The organism is Exiguobacterium sp. s157 (assembly GCF_018618205.1).
Lineage (GTDB): Bacteria > Bacillota > Bacilli > Exiguobacteriales > Exiguobacteriaceae > Exiguobacterium > Exiguobacterium chiriqhucha.
On the sequence record NZ_JACSLQ010000027.1, the window covers coordinates 1 to 761 of the forward strand.

Here is a 761-nt window from a genome sequence, read left to right on the forward strand (position 1 = left end):
CCGTTCCCATGCCGAACACGGAAGTTAAGCGCTTCAGCGCCGAAAGTAGTTGGGGGTCTCCCCCTGTGAGGATAGGACGCTGCCAGGCATTACATATTTGGAGGATTAGCTCAGCTGGGAGAGCACCTGCCTTACAAGCAGGGGGTCGGCGGTTCGATCCCGTCATCCTCCACCATTACACCTGCCGGTGTAGCTCAGTTGGTAGAGCATCTGACTTGTAATCAGAGGGTCGAGGGTTCGAATCCTTTCGCCGGCACCATTTTTTAAAATAGTCTACCGCATGAATTATACCTTGCCGGGGTGGCGGAATTGGTAGACGCACAGGACTTAAAATCCTGCGAGGGTTTCCTCGTGCCGGTTCAAGTCCGGCCCTCGGTACCATCTTAATATCCCATGAAAGTTCATTCGTCTCGCACCCTTAGCTCAGCTGGATAGAGCGTTAGACTACGAATCTAAAGGCCGGGAGTTCGAATCTCTCAGGGTGCACCATCTATTTCGGGAAGTAGCTCAGCTTGGTAGAGCACTTGGTTTGGGACCAAGGGGTCGCAGGTTCGAATCCTGTCTTCCCGACCATCATAACTTTTGGGGCCTTAGCTCAGCTGGGAGAGCGCCTGCCTTGCACGCAGGAGGTCAGCGGTTCGATCCCGCTAGGCTCCACCAATTCTTTAAACCGACGAACTTTGAAAACTGAACGATGAGGCAAAAAAAGTTTTACAATTTTTGAATGAAGCGCAAGCTTCGTCATTTTTAAAGAGCTATAT

6 tRNA genes and 1 rRNA gene are annotated in these 761 nt (G+C 51.4%); all 7 read left to right on the forward strand.

The window, feature by feature from the left end:
• Positions 1 to 88, forward strand: a 5S ribosomal RNA gene (gene rrf / locus KNP67_RS15265); the annotation flags it as partial.
• Positions 89 to 99: 11 nt separating this feature from the next.
• A tRNA-Val gene (locus KNP67_RS15270) sits at positions 100 to 175 on the forward strand.
• Between the two features lie 8 nt (positions 176 to 183).
• Positions 184 to 259, forward strand: a tRNA-Thr gene (locus KNP67_RS15275).
• 35 nt (positions 260 to 294) lie between these two features.
• Positions 295 to 381: transfer RNA gene (locus tag KNP67_RS15280), tRNA-Leu, on the forward strand.
• A gap of 31 nt (positions 382 to 412) precedes the next feature.
• Positions 413 to 489 (forward strand) — tRNA-Arg (locus tag KNP67_RS15285).
• A gap of 7 nt (positions 490 to 496) precedes the next feature.
• A tRNA-Pro gene (locus KNP67_RS15290) sits at positions 497 to 573 on the forward strand.
• Positions 574 to 584: 11 nt separating this feature from the next.
• A tRNA-Ala gene (locus tag KNP67_RS15295) sits at positions 585 to 660 on the forward strand.
• The last annotated feature ends 101 nt before the right edge of the window (positions 661 to 761 follow it).